This is a genomic window from Nostoc sp., from assembly GCF_035638895.1.
Classification (GTDB): Bacteria; Cyanobacteriota; Cyanobacteriia; order Cyanobacteriales; family Nostocaceae; genus Nostoc.
The window spans coordinates 1-14,292 of the sequence record NZ_DASQZC010000251.1; the positions used below are offsets into that span (position 1 = coordinate 1).

Annotated in this window: 14 protein-coding genes; 7 read left to right on the plus strand and 7 right to left on the minus strand. The window is 40.5% G+C overall.

Features of this window, described 5'->3' with window-relative positions; translation table 11 throughout:
- Positions 1 to 123: 123 nt before the first annotated feature.
- The 3 genes from VE944_RS12165 to VE944_RS12175 all read right to left on the minus strand — a co-directional run bounded on the left by VE944_RS12165 (position 124) and on the right by VE944_RS12175 (position 2,531).
- On the minus strand, positions 124 to 897 hold the full coding sequence (locus VE944_RS12165) for a TVP38/TMEM64 family protein (RefSeq protein WP_324977210.1): 774 nt from the start codon (positions 895 to 897) through the stop codon (positions 124 to 126).
- Positions 866 to 1,624 carry a TVP38/TMEM64 family protein gene (locus VE944_RS12170; protein ID WP_324977213.1) on the minus strand — a complete coding sequence of 253 codons (759 nt, stop codon included), beginning with the start codon at positions 1,622 to 1,624 and terminating at the stop codon, positions 866 to 868. Before VE944_RS12170 ends, VE944_RS12165 begins: the two co-directional genes overlap by 32 nt.
- Before the next feature lie 196 nt (positions 1,625 to 1,820).
- A complete protein-coding gene (locus VE944_RS12175; protein WP_324977217.1) occupies positions 1,821 to 2,531 on the minus strand; it encodes a TIGR04283 family arsenosugar biosynthesis glycosyltransferase in 711 nt (236 codons plus the stop codon).
- A 49-nt stretch (positions 2,532 to 2,580) separates the two neighbouring features.
- On the opposite strand from VE944_RS12175, the gene VE944_RS12180 reads away from it, so the two are divergent.
- Positions 2,581 to 3,159 (plus strand): Uma2 family endonuclease, encoded by a 579-nt coding sequence (locus VE944_RS12180; RefSeq protein WP_324977219.1) that lies wholly within the window; start codon positions 2,581 to 2,583, stop codon positions 3,157 to 3,159.
- Positions 3,160 to 3,226: 67 nt separating this feature from the next.
- Here the strand turns inward: VE944_RS12180 and VE944_RS12185 are convergent, their stop codons facing one another.
- Both VE944_RS12185 and VE944_RS12190 read right to left on the minus strand, forming a co-directional pair.
- Positions 3,227 to 3,793, minus strand: coding sequence for a DUF2808 domain-containing protein (locus tag VE944_RS12185; protein WP_324977222.1), 567 nt, complete (start codon positions 3,791 to 3,793; stop codon positions 3,227 to 3,229).
- A gap of 23 nt (positions 3,794 to 3,816) precedes the next feature.
- On the minus strand, positions 3,817 to 4,254 hold the full coding sequence (locus VE944_RS12190) for a DoxX family protein (RefSeq protein ID WP_324977225.1): 438 nt from the start codon (positions 4,252 to 4,254) through the stop codon (positions 3,817 to 3,819).
- 189 nt (positions 4,255 to 4,443) lie between these two features.
- On the opposite strand from VE944_RS12190, the gene VE944_RS12195 reads away from it, so the two are divergent.
- Complete coding sequence (locus VE944_RS12195) at positions 4,444 to 6,618, plus strand: DEAD/DEAH box helicase (protein WP_324977228.1); 2,175 nt, start codon at positions 4,444 to 4,446, stop codon at positions 6,616 to 6,618.
- Between the two features lie 43 nt (positions 6,619 to 6,661).
- Here VE944_RS12195 and VE944_RS12200 read toward each other — a convergent pair whose 3' ends face one another.
- Positions 6,662 to 7,537, minus strand: a complete 876-nt coding sequence (locus tag VE944_RS12200) for an SMP-30/gluconolactonase/LRE family protein (RefSeq protein ID WP_324977231.1) — start codon at positions 7,535 to 7,537, stop codon at positions 6,662 to 6,664.
- A gap of 186 nt (positions 7,538 to 7,723) precedes the next feature.
- Positions 7,724 to 8,662, minus strand: a complete 939-nt coding sequence (locus tag VE944_RS12205; protein ID WP_324977234.1) for an NAD-dependent epimerase/dehydratase family protein — start codon at positions 8,660 to 8,662, stop codon at positions 7,724 to 7,726.
- Between the two features lie 288 nt (positions 8,663 to 8,950).
- On the opposite strand from VE944_RS12205, the gene VE944_RS12210 reads away from it, so the two are divergent.
- The 5 genes from VE944_RS12210 (at position 8,951) to VE944_RS12230 (ending at position 14,159) form a co-directional block, all read left to right on the plus strand.
- Complete coding sequence (locus tag VE944_RS12210; protein WP_324977237.1) at positions 8,951 to 10,093, plus strand: glycosyltransferase; 1,143 nt, start codon at positions 8,951 to 8,953, stop codon at positions 10,091 to 10,093.
- Between the two features lie 111 nt (positions 10,094 to 10,204).
- The gene (locus VE944_RS12215) at positions 10,205 to 10,960 is read left to right on the plus strand and encodes an undecaprenyl-phosphate galactose phosphotransferase family protein (protein WP_324977298.1); all 756 of its coding nucleotides are present in this window, start codon (positions 10,205 to 10,207) and stop codon (positions 10,958 to 10,960) included.
- A gap of 501 nt (positions 10,961 to 11,461) precedes the next feature.
- Entirely contained in the window at positions 11,462 to 12,541 is a 1,080-nt protein-coding gene (gene gmd / locus VE944_RS12220; protein ID WP_324977240.1) for a GDP-mannose 4,6-dehydratase, read from the plus strand.
- Between the two features lie 22 nt (positions 12,542 to 12,563).
- Complete coding sequence (locus tag VE944_RS12225; RefSeq protein WP_324977243.1) at positions 12,564 to 13,508, plus strand: GDP-L-fucose synthase family protein; 945 nt, start codon at positions 12,564 to 12,566, stop codon at positions 13,506 to 13,508.
- Between the two features lie 72 nt (positions 13,509 to 13,580).
- Positions 13,581 to 14,159 (plus strand): 5-formyltetrahydrofolate cyclo-ligase, encoded by a 579-nt coding sequence (locus tag VE944_RS12230; RefSeq protein WP_324977246.1) that lies wholly within the window; start codon positions 13,581 to 13,583, stop codon positions 14,157 to 14,159.
- Positions 14,160 to 14,292: the final 133 nt, after the last annotated feature.

The window sequence follows — 14,292 nt, forward strand, 5'->3', positions numbered from 1 at the left end:
CTCCCCGCCCACGTAGATAATTTCAAAAATCAAATACGATTCCTATAAACATTTCAACGATTGATAATTTAGATCAATTTGCAGTTGAATAGACCACAATAAAAATGTACAATTTGTGCGCCCTTATAATTCCTCTTCTAAAGCTTTGCGTGCAATCCGGGTTACATAAACTGTCACAGTTACTGTAGCAATCAAACCCAAAATCCGAATTGCCCATTGTAAAGTTTGGTTGGTAGGTTGAGTCTCAGTACCAATCATGGCAAGATTGCCTGCAAGGGAACCAATATAAACGTACAGAATGGTTCCGGGAATCATGCCTACAGAGCCGATGAAGTAATCTTTAAGTGAAACTCCTGTGATGCCAAAGGCATAGTTTAATAAATTGAAAGGAAATATTGGGGACAGTCGCGTTAACAGCACAATTTTTAATCCTTCTCTACCAACCGCTTGGTCAATGGCGGCAAATTTTTTGTTATCTGCAATTTTCCGAGCAACCCAGCCCCTTGCAAAATAACGTCCCACAAGGAAAGCAGCAATAGCGCCAAGGTTTGCACCGATAAACACGTAGAGAGAACCCCAAACTGCACCAAAAATCACACCAGCCCCCAAGGTGAGAATAGAACCTGGGAAAAAAGCGACGCTGGCGATAATATAAAGAGCAATAAAAGCTATGGCTCCCAGCGCACCCAGGCTATCAATCCACTGCAACGAGTTCCGTAAAATGGCTTGAGGATTGAAAGAATTTGGATTTGCAGATTTTTGTGCTAAAGCTGGGTCTGTGTTGAATGCGAAAGCGCTCGCCAATATTAGTAATATTAATACAGTTAAGCTAAAAAACTTTTGTAAGTTTTTGATATTAATACTTTTAAATATCTGAATTATTGTTAATTTTGTCATAGGTTGTTATTTCTTCTAATGCCACACTCTGAGCTAATGCTTTTTGAGCAACTTTTGTGATATACACAGTCACAGCAACGGTAGCAATCAACCCAATTACTCGTATTACCCATTGCCAGACTTGAGTTTCTGGAGTAGTTGGTTGATAAGAGGTGTTAATCATGGCAAGATTACCAGCTAACGAACCAATATAAACGTACATCACAGTACCGGGAATGATCCCAAAGGAACCTAATATATAGTCTTTCAGAGAAACCTGTGTTACTCCAAAAGCATAATTCAATAAATTGAAGGGAAAAATGGGACTGAGGCGAGTCAACAAGACAATTTTCCATCCCTCTTTGGCAACTGCTAAATCAATCGCTTTAAATTTAGGGTGTTTTTCCATTTGTCGGGAAACCCAATCCCGCGAAAGGTAGCGTCCAATGATAAAAGCTAAGGTTGCTCCGACTGTTGCAGCAATTAGCACATATATTGACCCCCAAAAGACTCCAAACAGACAACCGCCTTTGAGTGTTAAGAGGGAACCTGGTATAAACAGTAATGTTGCCAAGTTGTAAATGACTATGTAGGCGATAGGCCCTAAAACGCCAAGACTCTCAACCCAAATCACTGAGGTTTGTAAAAGTCCCTGAAAGTTGAATTGTTTAGCGACAATTATCACAGTGACAATTAGGCAACTTATGAATAGTACTTTGAGTTTGGAATTTAATAAACGCTTCTTCATTTTTATAAGTTTGACCTTCTGAGGCTCGACGTTGACCTTCTGAGGCTCGATGTTGACCTTCTGAGGCTCGATGTTGACCTTCTGAGGCTCGATGTTGACCTTCTGAGGCTCAATGTTGACCTTCTGAGGCTCAATGTTGACCTTTTGAGGCTCGAATCTACTGCCCCTAAGATATACTACTTATATGAGAAACAGCTTAAATCCTCTTAAATTTTTCTCGGCGATACCAGCGACAAATTCGCTTAGGTGAAACGCCGAGTAAATAAGCAATAATTACTACTTGATTAAATAGAGTAGTTTTAAATACTCCCTTTTGTAACCATCTACGGGCTGAGGTAACAACTGGTGTGGGAACAATTACAATCCGTCCGATGCGTTTTAACCGACGCATAAGTTCAAAGTCTTCCATGATAGGCAATTCAGGAAAACCGCCAACTTGCTGAAATACTGCTTTTGTTAAAAAAATTGCTTGGTCGCCATAGGGCATTTGGTAAAAATGCGATCGCACATTTATTCCCCACTCTACCCATCGTAAACTTAAAAGTGATGCATCAATCCGCAACTTAAATGCACCAGCTACAGCCCCAGGCTGTTGTAGGGCTGTGCGAACCATGTCATCAAACCCAGTGGGTAAACAGGTATCTGCATGGAGAAACAGCAGAATCTCGCCGGTAGCAACTACAGCACCCGTATTCATTTGCACAGCCCGACCGGGAGAGGATGAGATAACTTTGACATTTAAAGACTGAGCTATTTTTATGGTGTCATCTTTGGAGCCACCATCTACTATGATTACTTCTATATTTGTATTAGGTTGAGTAGTTGCAATTGCTTTTTTAATATTCTCTGCTTCATTAAGAGTCGGAATAATAATAGAAATCCTGGCTGCGTCAATATTCTGACTCATGATTGCTTACAATTTAACTAAAGTTGATGTCATCTTCAAGATAATCCCCATGACAGCTATCACCGTCAACTTGAACCCCATCATTCAACTTACCGACAACCAATTTTATCAACTCTGTCGGGAAAACCCAGAAGTCAAATTTGAACGCAATGCAGAGGGAAAACTACTAATAATGCCACCGACAGGCGGAGAAACTGGAAATCGTAATTTTGAAATTGCGGCAGATTTTGTGATTTGGAATCGCCAAACTAAACTAGGAGTTGGCTTCGATTCTTCCACCTGCTTTAAACTTCCCAATGGTGCAAACCGTTCTCCTGATATAGCTTGGATAAGAAAAGAGAGATGGAATGCACTTACACCCGAAGAACAAGAAAAGTTTCCGCCGATCGCACCAGATTTTGTTTTAGAGTTAATGTCACCAAGTGATAGTTTGCGAGAAACGCAAGCGAAAATGCAAGAATATATCGATAACGGAGTTAAATTAGGCTGGTTAATTAATCCGAAAATGTGTCAGGTAGAAATTTATCGTATTGGTAAACCAATAGAAACACTAGCATCTCCACAAGAATTATCAGGAGAAGGTATTTTACCAGGATTTATTTTAAATTTACAAATAATCTGGGGATAAATATTTGCATTTGCGATGCCTGGGTTGGGCTGCGCCTACGCAATTTCGCAACAAGCTACTGTAATACTTATGGAAACCACCAGCTATTTGTATTGCTGTAAAACTGAAACCGTCCAAAGCCGAGAAATTGCCCGTGCGATTTCTCACCTGCTGGGAACGCTGTGACACCCAATAAGTAGACACCAGAAAAGCTGGGATTACTCACAGGGCGGAGGGCGATTGTAACTGTCTGTCCCGGAGTCACAGGTGGCTCAAAATTTACAGTAACAGTTCGTGTCTTGCGTTCTGCTGTGACTGGGCCTAGTGTTAGCCGAGATTCTTTGCGTTCGCGAGTTCCGACAAATGCGCGGGTATCCTTAAGATTGTAGTCGATGTTTTCTGCTCCCTCCTTCTGTGCGATCGTTACCTTCTGGAGCGATTCTCCAGCATTCTCCGGCACGTTAATTGTAAAATAATAAGTCCCACCCCAAACATTCACATCTTTATAAGTAGTTGTCGCTTTAACAAGTTTTGGCGGTTGGACAAAGTAGACTGTACCATCTCTAAGCTGCACCGCTTGAGTCACCGGAACAGCAACTCCTCCAATGCTTACTGCTAACAAGAGTGTTATGCCAAACAAAGTTGTAACGCGCATAATTCAGATATAAAAAAACGCACTTATTTTAATTTTAGTTCTTTGGGAATGACCGACTTGGGAATAATAGAAGCTTGTTTTTCCCCATCATAAGATTTTGTGTACCACCAAGCCCAAGCAATTAAAACTGCTTGAAAGGGAAGTCTGACTACGTGTATCCAAGGTGAATTTGGTATATGTTCAATCTTAATAAGATTAACCGCCATATAAATATTGGCAGGGTAAACAGCGATAAAAAGAGCAAGAAGTCCCCAAGCAGCAGCTTGACTTACAGGCGGGACTAATAAACCGACACCACCCAAAATTTCATAAAAACCACTGAGATAAACTAATCCTAAAGGGTAAGGTAGTTGCGGCGGCACAATTTTGGCATATTCTCCTGGAACAAGAAAATGTGTCACTCCAACCACAATGATGCATATAGCAAGAACTACTCGTAATACTTCCTTATACTTATTCATGATTTTGCCTCATTATATACTTGTGTCTATTACTTAAGTTTGACTGACAGATGTTAATCTGACTTGAGTCAATAGGAGGAAAAATTGACAAAATTTTCCCAAATACTACTTAATTAAGAGATTTATTTAATTGCCCATCACATCTTACAAGTAAGTGACTGATTCTTTAATCCAATTATTCATAAAAACATGAGCAATGCTTTTAACCGACTTGCACCCTTCATCCAGGAATATATTTATCATCACCAGTGGACTGAATTGCGGCCAGTTCAAATTGCCGCTTGTCAAGTTATATTTGACACCGATGCTCATTTGCTTGTTACTGCTGCAACTGCTGCGGGTAAAACAGAAGCAGCCTTTCTCCCAGTTTTGACTCTATTACATGCCAACCCTGCTGCAACTGTAGGGATATTATATATTAGTCCCATCAAAGCTTTAATTAATGATCAATTTGAGCGCCTGAACGACTTACTTAAAGAAGCAGATATTCCAGTCTGGCACTGGCACGGTGATGTTTCTCAAACTCGAAAAAACAAACTTTTAAAAAACCCTCAAGGTATTCTCCAAATTACACCAGAATCTCTAGAAAGCTTGTTAATCAATAAAAATAACGACCTCCTCCGCTTATTTGGTGATTTAAGATTTGTCATCATTGATGAGATTCATGCCTTTATGGGTTCCGAACGCGGTTGTCAAATTATTTGCCAATTACAACGTTTAGCAAAGTTGACGCAAAAGCAACCGCGCCGGATTGGTTTGTCGGCAACTCTTGGTGATTACTCAATAGCTGAAGATTGGTTGCGTTCAGGAACAGATAAGGCAGTGATTACACCGCAAACTGACGGCATAAAACGCCAAATTAAACTAGCTGTAGAACATTTTTATATTACTGATGAAGTAGATGAATCAGAGGCAACAGCTTATGAAAAATATATTTTCAACCTCAGCCAATCTAGCAAATGTCTGATATTCGCTAATAATCGCACGCAAACGGAATCTGTAATAGCATCTTTGCGGCAAATTGCCATAGAACAAAGGCTACCAGATATATATCATGTGCATCATGGGAGTATATCTGCTAGCTTGCGGCAAGCTGCTGAAAATGCGATGCGTGAACCTAACAATCCAGCAGTTACCGCCGCTACTCTAACTTTAGAATTAGGCATAGATATCGGTCATTTAGAGCGAGTTATTCAGTTAGAATCACCCTTGTCTGTAGCTAGCTTTTTACAGCGCTTAGGACGTAGTGGCAGAAGAGGTGAAGCTGCTGATATGCGCTTTATCTGTTCTGAAGAGAAACCATTATCAGAAGCTTCTTTACCGGAGCAAATACCTTGGCAACTTTTGCAGTCTATTGCTATCATTCAACTTTATTTAGAAGAACAATGGATTGAACCAATCAGACCAATTAAATATCCTTTGAGTTTGCTTTATCACCAAACAATGAGTATTTTAACAGCAGCAGGGGAAATTTCACCTAATGCCTTAGCTAAACAAATTTTTAGCTTGCCGCCCTTTGCTGCTATTTTAAAAGAAGATTTTCGACTATTGCTCCGCTATTTAATTGATATTGGTCATATTCAGCATACTGAGCAAGGTAAATTAATCCTGGGTTTGGCAGGAGAAAAGATTGTGAGAAAGTTCCAGTTTTATGCTGTCTTTGCTGAACAGCAAGAATATATTGTTAAGCAAGGTGCATCGCAAATTGGTAGTATCGTCACGCCGCCTGCTGTTGGAAATCAATTTGCTTTAGCTGGGAGAACTTGGGAAGTCGTAGAAGTTGACTTTAAAAAGAAAGCTATTTTTGTTAAACAAGCCGAGGGTAAAGCTACTATTTATTGGCGTGGTAGTGGTGGTACTATTCACACCAAGGTTTTGCAACGAATGCAACAAGTTCTATTTGAAAATGTCGAGTACAGCTATTTGCAAAAAAATGCTTTGCAACGTTTACGTAAAGTTCGTCAACTGGTGCAGCAGATAGGATTGGATAAACAAAATATCTTGCAATTAGAAAAAGGTAAATGCTACATTTTTCCTTGGATGGGTACGGTTGCTTACCGCACTTTAGAAAGATTACTCAACTCCTACTGTCGAGAATCGTTGGAAATTACAAGTATTGGCGGAGTAAATCCTTATTATTTAACAATTAAATTAGGCAAGGATAAATTTAAATATCTTCATCACGAAATTGCTTCATTATGTGAGCAAAGAATAACCTCAGAAGATTTACTCAGTACTTCAGAAGCACCGGAAATTCAAAAGTATGATCAATTTATTCCTCATCCACTTTTACGAAAAGCTTTTGCTAGCGATTATTTAGATATGAAAGAACTTAAACAGCAAGTGGCACTGTGGAGAGAATAAAACATAGCACAATAGTTTAATTATCTGTAAATTGCGATAATTATCAAAAATCATAACTAGGTAATCCAGTAACATCAGTTTGGAGAGCAAACAAATCACCGGAGTAAAAGCTTTTTTCGATCTCTGCTTGGCTGAGTCCAACTGAAGCAGTGGTAATGTAAAGTGTTTGCAAATCTTCGCCGCCAAAAGTACAGCTAGTTGGCACTTGCACAGGTAGCTTTATCCGCAATATCTCTTCACCTTTGGGATTGAAACGAATCACACACCATCCATCCCACATAGCTGACCAAATATATCCTTCACTGTCTATTGTCAATCCATCTGGATGGAAGGATTCATGAGTTAAATCAATAAAAATTCGGCGATTACTAATGTTTCCTGTTATTGAATTAAAGTCATAAGCATATATTTTTTGCTGAGGAGAATCTGTTAAGTAAAATGTCTTTTGATCTGGACTCCACCCTAAACCATTAGAAATAGTCAATCCAGTTTCCATTACATGCAATGAACCATCATTGTCATAGCGATAGAGGCTAGCTTGGGGTTTTTCCAAAGAACACATTGAACCGAACCAAAAACGTCCTTGAGGGTCACATTTACCATCATTGAAACGATTATCTGGTAAATTTCCTTCAATTTCCAAAATGGGGGTAACTACACCTGTCTGGGTATTGAGGAATGCCAGGTGATGGCGCAGTGCCATAATTAATCTATCTGCACCTGCTAGTGCGATCGCACCTACAACATCTCCCACTTCAAAAAACAAGTCTTTTCCTGTGGCAGGATTGAACTGATGCACCCGATGGTTAAAAATATCGACCCAATACAGTAGGTTTTGGGTAGAGTCCCACATGGGGCCTTCACCTAAGCGGGCCCTGGCTTCTAGAACATTATGGAGTGGATATTGCAACTTGTTCATTTTGTCAACCAACAATAGTATTTACAAAAAGTAATTTTAGTGGTAGCTACGCAATAAAAATATTATTCCTATTCAAGGAAAACCTAAAGACGCGATGAATTGCGTCTTTTCCAGGTAAAAGAAAAGATTCTTTCTTTGGAATAAGGCTTAGATTCCCAACTTATCCAAAAAGTGGGAATCTTTTTATTAAACAGCTTGTAAAATCTCCTCATCTACAGAAAAATCTACTTCGGCTTTGTCTTTTGCATTAGCCAAATAATCATTTTCCAAAGAGTCTTGTAATCCAGAAATCAAATCATATTCAGGATGCCAGTTTAATTCTGTTTGTGCTTTGTTCACCGAAGCAAAGAAATGCTGCACCCGCATCGGAAAAGCTTTGCGCTTGCCAAAATCAAACTTTTTCGGGTCGTAATGGACGATTTTTACAGCATCAGGTGATTTGCCAGCCGCTACAGCACTAGCACGGGCTAAACCATCAAAAGTCACAAAGCGATCGCCAGATATATTATAAATCTGTCCTATGGCTTGTTCATTGCCCAAAACCTTAGTCATTGCTAGTGCCAAGTCTTTTACATGACCAAACTGGGTTATATGCAAGCCATTTCCGGGGATGGGAATAGGGCGATCGCGCACAATTCTATCAAAAAACCAGCCTTCCAACTCATTATAATTACGAGGCCCGTAAATATAAGTAGGACGAATGGAAGTAAAAGGTAATCCTAATTGAGTCAGGTAAGCTTCTGTTTCATGTTTACCCTTATGGCGACTTTTAGGATCTACTGGATCGCCTTCTACATGGGGCAATTGGTCAGATTTGAGATATACTCCCGCAGAACTCATATAGACGAAATGTTGCACTCGGTCTTGAAAAATCTCCGCCAGTGGTTGAGTATCAGTAAGTTCCCGCCCGTTATTGTCAAAAATGACATCAAAGTTTTCTTGTGATAACTTTGCCTTTAATTGAGTAGCATCAGTGCGATCGCCTATAATTTGTCCTACTCCCTCTAAAGAAGGTGCTGGCCTATTTCCCCGATTGAACAGCACCACCTCATGTCCTTGTTCCACTAATAGTTGAGTCAAATAGACACCAATGAACCGAGTACCACCCATAATTAAAATTCGCATAATTTCACCATTTCTATATCAGTTTTTGTCAAGGGAGTAGGGGAAAAGCAGAGGAGGCAGGGAAAAAAACTATTGGTATTCCTCATTCCCCATTCCCTACTCCCCACTCCCCATTCCTCACTCCCCCCTCTGAGATTATCAGGTTGCAGCATCCATCTGGAACCTCTAAGGTAAGATTGCGTCTTATGTGCTAATCTGGGGCGCTTCCCGTTAATTAATCACAGGGGAAGACTTTTCAGTTAACGTCATCAAGTTGCCCTTTGTAATTTCAATTCATTCAAGTTAGCTGTGCCCTTGAAATATGCTCTGGTTCATGAGTGGCTGACACCCAAAGCCACCGGTGGTTCAGAACTCGTTGTACGAGAAATTTTGAATCACTTTGATGCTGATTTGTATGCCCTCATAGATTTTGAATCCAGTAATCCTGAAAGTTATTTATATAAGCGTCAAATTGGCAAGACGTTTCTTCAGAACTTTCCATCTGCCCGCAACGGTATACAAAAATACTTGCCTTTGTGGCCTTTGGCAATTGAACAACTTGATTTGCGGCATTATGACGTAATTCTGTCTTCATCCCACGCTGTTGCCAAAGGAATTCTTACCACTCCCGAACAGATGCATATTTGCTACTGTCACAGCCCTATGCGCTATGCCTGGGACTTGACTTTTGATTATCTGCGCCACAGCAAAATGGGTAGTGGTTTCGCTGGGTGGGTGACGCGATATTTATTACATCGTTTGCGCCAGTGGGATGTATTGAGTGCCAATCGCGTTGATTACTTCATTGCTAACTCGCAACATACAGCTCGGCGGATTTGGCGTTGCTATCGACGAGAAGCAACAGTCATTTACCCACCAGTGAATATTGCGGAATTTCCATTTCTGTCTGAGAAAGAGGACTTTTACCTGACAGTTTCCCGTTTAGTGAGTTACAAGCAAATATCGTTGATTGTCAAGGCTTTTAATCAACTAAAACTACCATTAGTCGTTATTGGTACAGGAGATGAAATGAACAAGATTCGTGAAATGGCAAACTCTAATATCCAAATACTGGGATGGCAACCCGATAATGTGGTAAAAAAATATATGTCTAGGGCTAAGGCGTTTGTATATGCAGCTTGTGAAGATTTTGGTATTGCCCTAGTGGAAGCACAAGCCTGTGGCACGCCAGTCATTGCCTACGGTGCAGGGGGTGCTTTAGAAACAGTGCGAGATATTCGCTCTTGTGCGGATACAGGGACAGGTATATTCTTCAGGACGCAAACAGAGGCGGCTTTAGTGGAGGCAGTAGAAAAGTTTGAAGTGTATGAGGGTTCGTTCAGTTCCGAGTATATGCGATCGCACGCCGCGCAGTTCTCACCGCAAATTTTTGCAGATCGTTATTTAGATTTTGTAAACAAATGCAACGAAAAAAGACCATTTTTGCAATGATGGTCTTGAATAACGGCTTATTTTTTTAGGCTTTTGGCAATTTCCCCCAGAAGCACCTCATTTTGGCTTTAATATTGGGACTATGTGTGGTGTGGATTATTAAGGAGTATGATGACTGCCCAGAGCTCACTCCTCTCCGGCAAGCGAGGCGTAAGGCAAGACACCAGAACGTCTACCCGTTTCTTAAAACGCGGTCTAAAAACGAAAACACCAAAAGTTAAACCAAAAGGTTTATCTTTTCAGGGTTTAAACGGAGAGTTTGCCAAACGACTGTTCGATATAGTGTTTTCGCTGTCGGTGTTAATTTTATTCTTGCCCGTCTACTTAATTTTGGCCTTGCTGATTGCTTTCAGCTCAGAAGGCCCAATTTTTTATGTCCAGGAACGGGTAGGAAAAAATTACAAAACGTTTAATTGTATTAAATTCCGAACAATGGTAAGCAATGCGGACGAAATCCTCATGCAAATGATGGAAACATCGCCCGAATTGCGACAAGAATTTGAAAGCAGTTTTAAGCTGAAACAAGACCCCCGGATTACCAAAATTGGTCGATTTTTGCGAATTACTAGCTTAGACGAATTTCCCCAGTTCTGGAACGTTTTAAAAGGGGACATGAGTGTAGTCGGCCCTCGACCCTTGGTATCAGAAGAACTACCAAAATACGGTTGTCACATTGATGAGATTTTAACAATCCGTCCAGGAATTACTGGTTTGTGGCAGGTGTCTGGGCGTAATGATATTCCCTACCCTCGGCGAGTCCAAATAGACCTGCATTATGCTAGGTTTAGGAATTTATGGCTTGATTTATGGATCATCTTGAAAACTGTTGATGTGGTCATTCTGCCCAAAAATAACGGGGCATACTGAGTAACTACTTAGGGCCAATTCTGTGGGGCAGTTAATGCCCCTAAATACCAATTTTTGTCTAAGACTAAATGATTGTTCTTCTTTATTTATATAGTTATCTATAATTTATGCGTTCCTACTTAACTTAGACTTTTTTGAGTGTATATCTGTGGTTTGCTTTGCTCTTATTCTGATTTTTGGCAAAAGTCTAATTTAAAATATTTATTTTATTCAATCTTCATAAAAACTATTACATTATAAAGTTTTCACAAACAAAGAACGTATACAAAAAGAATCTTGATTTATATAGGAAAAGAAAAATATATATATTTAAACAATCTTGATATATCTAGGTTGAACTTACGTGTTAAATTACTTTTTATTAAGTATATCTATTTAGGGAGAAAGTCTCTGAACAACAATAACTCGTAGGTTTCCCATTAGGCAATTGAGCAATTAGCTGCTAGGTTGTATCAGATTGGCTGTAACTTTTTAATCAAAGAGAATAAGGGATAATTAAGCATGACGCAACAGAAACGAGCGTTGATTACTGGTATTACTGGTCAAGATGGTTCATATCTAAGTGAATTTTTGTTGGAACAAGGTTATGAGGTTCATGGCATTATTCGCCGGACTTCTACCTTTAATACAGACCGCATTGATCACATTTACGAAGACCCCCATAAAGAGGGAGTGCGGTTGTTTCTTCACTATGGTGATTTGACAGATGGTACGACGTTGCGACGCATTTTAGAAGAAGTCCAGCCAGTAGAGATTTACAACCTGGGCGCTCAATCCCATGTGAGAGTAAGCTTTGATTCACCAGAATACACGGTGGATGCTGTCGGAATGGGAACGTTGCGTCTGTTGGAAGCAATTCGGGACTATCAACACCGTACCGGAATTCAGGTGCGATTTTACCAGGCGGGTTCTTCAGAAATGTACGGTTTAGTACAAGCAATACCTCAAACTGAGACAACGCCCTTTTATCCCCGCAGTCCCTATGCCTGTGCCAAAGTTTACGCCCACTGGCAAACTGTAAATTATCGTGAGTCTTATGATTTGTTTGCTTGTAATGGCATACTTTTTAACCACGAGTCACCACGACGGGGTGAAACCTTTGTAACCCGCAAAATTACTAGAGCAGTGGCTGGTATCGTTGCTGGTAAGCAGAAAAAAATTTACATGGGTAATCTAGATGCAAAGCGAGATTGGGGCTATGCGAAGGATTACGTCAAAGCAATGTGGTTAATGTTGCAGAAAGACCAGCCAGATGATTACGTAATTGCTACTGGTGAAACCCACTCGGTGCGTGAGTTTTTGGAACTGGCATTTAATTACGTAAATCTCAATTGGGAAGATTATGTAGAGTTTGATGAGCGTTACCTTCGTCCATCTGAGGTAGAGTTATTGATTGGCGATGCTACCAAAGCACGCCAGAAGTTGGGCTGGACACCATCCGTAACCTTTGAAGAACTAGTTTCCTTAATGGTAGAAGCAGATTTACAAGCAGTGGGTCACACTTCACCCAATGGAAATGGTTCGCAATTTCCGTTAGATATTGCGACTATTCGTCAACAACTGGGCGCTTTGCACTTCTGATTTGCACCACAGAGGATAAAATATGACCGGCTTAGAATTAAAAAATAAACGCATTCTTGTCACTGGTGGGTCGGGGTTTCTAGGTCGTCAGGTGATAGATCAACTGTGTAAAGCAGGGGCTGAACGTGAGAAAATTACAGTAACCCGATCGCGCGATTGTGATTTGCGTGTTTGGGAAAATAGCCAACGCGCAGTTGACCAGCAAGACGTAATTATCCACCTAGCAGCTCATGTTGGGGGTATCGGTCTGAACCGTGAAAAACCTGCTGAGTTGTTCTACGATAACTTGATTATGGGTACGCAGCTAATTCACGCTGCCTATCAAGCGGGAGTAGAAAAGTTTGTTTGTGTTGGCACAATCTGCGCCTATCCTAAATTTACCCCGGTGCCATTCAAAGAAGATGATCTTTGGAATGGGTACCCAGAGGAAACCAACGCCCCCTACGGAATTGCTAAAAAAGCCCTTTTAGTCCAATTGCAATCTTACCGCCAGCAGTACGGTTTTAATGGAATTTATCTACTGCCAGTGAATTTATATGGCCCAGAAGATAACTTTGACACAGGAAGTTCTCACGTTATTCCAGCATTAGTTCGCAAAGTTCACGAAGCCCAAATTAAGGCAGAAAAGCAACTCCCAGTTTGGGGTGATGGCAGTCCTACTCGTGAATTTCTGTATTCAGAAGATGCAGCGCGGGGGATTGTTATGGGAACTCAATTCTATAACGAATCGGAACCAGTTAACTTGGGAACAGGTTATGAAATCTCCATCTTTGATTTAGTAACTCTAATCTGCGAATTGATGGAGTTTAAGGGTGAAATTGTTTGGCAAACTGACAAGCCTAATGGTCAACCCCGTCGTTGTTTAGATACTGAACGAGCAAAGGAAGCCTTTAATTTCACGGCTCAGGTGGGCTTTGAGCAAGGGCTAAAGAATACCATTGAATGGTATCGTCAGCACGCTGTATAACAATGTGCTGGTGAGTGTAGAGTACTTAAGCTGGGCGATGCCCAGCTTATTTATTTGACGCTATAAATTTTTATGGACAAAGTTAATCATCAATTAAATAAAGTAGAACTACGGCGCACTCTACTTAAAACTCGTCAATCAATGTCCGTTCAAGAGTGGAGAGAAAAAAGCGATCGCTTATGCTTTCATTTACAAAACTCTACTTTGTTTACCCAAGCAAAAACAATACTCGCTTATTTCAGCTTTCGCCAAGAACCCGATCTCAGTCCACTATTTGCAAACACCAAATATCGTTGGGGATTTCCTCGCTGCATTGATAAAAAATCCCTATCTTGGCATCTTTGGACACCGAGTGATTCTATCCAAAGCGGCGCTTATGGCATTACTGAACCACACCCCGACGCTCCAATCTTAGATGCGGCTGAAGTAGATTTGATTCTTGTCCCTAGTGTCGCTTGCGACTATCATGGATATCGTTTAGGCTATGGCGGTGGATATTACGATCGCTTGCTCAGTTTACCGCAATGGCAAACAAAGCCAACTATCGGAATTGTCTTTGAGTTTGCCTTTTTGTCTGAAATACTTAGTGAACCTTGGGATAAACCACTACAAGCTGTTTCTACGGAAACCGGATTGACTCAGAAAGGCTGAAGGATTCAAGATGGTGAAGACACATCATCAAATGTTTTATTATTGATGATAGATTACGATAAAATTAATCAAATTCTCAAGTAAAGCCATATCGGACTCAGTTCAGTATGTCACTAATGCAGAGGTAAAAAAA

Bases quoted from the DNA above. Each gene is read 5' to 3' on its own strand.
- VE944_RS12195 (WP_324977228.1), top strand. From the start codon at position 4,444: ATGAGCAATGCTTTTAACCGACTTGCACCCTTCATCCAGGAATATATT.
- VE944_RS12165 (WP_324977210.1), bottom strand. From the start codon at position 897: ATGACAAAATTAACAATAATTCAGATATTTAAAAGTATTAATATCAAA.
- VE944_RS12230 (WP_324977246.1), top strand. From the start codon at position 13,581: ATGGACAAAGTTAATCATCAATTAAATAAAGTAGAACTACGGCGCACT.
- VE944_RS12185 (WP_324977222.1), bottom strand. From the start codon at position 3,793: ATGCGCGTTACAACTTTGTTTGGCATAACACTCTTGTTAGCAGTAAGC.
- VE944_RS12190 (WP_324977225.1), bottom strand. From the start codon at position 4,254: ATGAATAAGTATAAGGAAGTATTACGAGTAGTTCTTGCTATATGCATC.
- gmd (WP_324977240.1), top strand. From the start codon at position 11,462: ATGACGCAACAGAAACGAGCGTTGATTACTGGTATTACTGGTCAAGAT.
- VE944_RS12225 (WP_324977243.1), top strand. From the start codon at position 12,564: ATGACCGGCTTAGAATTAAAAAATAAACGCATTCTTGTCACTGGTGGG.
- VE944_RS12215 (WP_324977298.1), top strand. From the start codon at position 10,205: ATGACTGCCCAGAGCTCACTCCTCTCCGGCAAGCGAGGCGTAAGGCAA.
- VE944_RS12200 (WP_324977231.1), bottom strand. From the start codon at position 7,537: ATGAACAAGTTGCAATATCCACTCCATAATGTTCTAGAAGCCAGGGCC.
- VE944_RS12175 (WP_324977217.1), bottom strand. From the start codon at position 2,531: ATGAGTCAGAATATTGACGCAGCCAGGATTTCTATTATTATTCCGACT.
- VE944_RS12170 (WP_324977213.1), bottom strand. From the start codon at position 1,624: ATGAAGAAGCGTTTATTAAATTCCAAACTCAAAGTACTATTCATAAGT.
- VE944_RS12180 (WP_324977219.1), top strand. From the start codon at position 2,581: ATGACAGCTATCACCGTCAACTTGAACCCCATCATTCAACTTACCGAC.
- VE944_RS12205 (WP_324977234.1), bottom strand. From the start codon at position 8,662: ATGCGAATTTTAATTATGGGTGGTACTCGGTTCATTGGTGTCTATTTG.